This window comes from Corynebacterium sp. MSK073, assembly GCF_030232085.1.
In the GTDB taxonomy this organism is placed as follows: Bacteria; Actinomycetota; Actinomycetes; order Mycobacteriales; family Mycobacteriaceae; genus Corynebacterium.
Map to the genome: position 1 here is coordinate 1 of NZ_JASPIY010000041.1, position 968 is coordinate 968.

At 54.5% G+C, this 968-nt stretch carries 1 protein-coding gene; it reads left to right on the top strand.

Annotation, left to right across the window (positions count from 1 at the left end; translation table 11 throughout):
• On the top strand, positions 1 to 963 hold a 963-nt coding region (locus tag QP970_RS11585; protein WP_502870070.1), incomplete at its 5' end, for a Mu transposase domain-containing protein.
• Positions 964 to 968: the final 5 nt, after the last annotated feature.

The window sequence follows — 968 nt, forward strand, 5'->3', positions numbered from 1 at the left end:
CTGCGGGGGCGTATCCCGGTTGCGGAGTATTCTACATTTGCCGATTTCTATCAGATAGGTATTACTGCGGCGAAAGGCTACCGGCCGCGGTATAAGGCGAATGTTGAAAAGGCCGTGGATATTGCCCAGCAATGGTGCGTGGAATACCTCGACGACCAGGAGTTCTACAGTTTCGACATGCTCAATAAGGCCCTCGAGGACCAAAGCGATTTCATCAACGATCGCCGTCCCTTCCGCGGGCAGGATATCTCTCGTCGCCAGTTGTTTGAAGACCATGAGCAACAGCTGCTGCGCCCATTGCCCGACCGGCGGTGGTCGTGGTCGCGGTGGAAGAAGTCCAAGGTCGCAATGAACTACCACATCCGGATCGCCAATCACTGGTATTCAGTGCCGTGGAAGCTAGCGGGCAAGTTCGTCGACGTGCAACTTTTTGATGACTATCTGGATGTCTTCTACGACGGTGAGATTGTTGCTTCACATCGTATTGCCCCTGCTAATTATGGCTACTCCACCTTGGATGAGCATGTCCCCGACAACCATAAGGACTTAAACACCCAGTGGAACCGGCAACGCTTGGAAGACTGGGCGAAAAGTATTGGGACCGCGACAGCACAGCTCATCGGCCAGATGTTTAACGCTCGTAAAGTCGAAGCCCAAGCATATTCTAGCGTTCTGGGCGTACTGAACCTATCGAAGGATTACTCCCGAATCGAACTCGAACAAGCCTGTGGTCAGCTGTTATCGCGCAAAGCAGTCCCCAGCGTCAACAAAGTAGCCCAAGAGCTCAAGGATCTAAAACAGGCCGCAGCACAGGCGTATTTGCCCACCGATGTACCACTGTCGACGGCCATCGACACTACGCGTGCGCACCGCCAACAGCCCACGGCGGACACGCCGGACTCTGTGTCGCATGTACGCGGGGCCGGGGCGTTTGCCTTCACTGATAAAGAATGGAAGGTATAGCCATG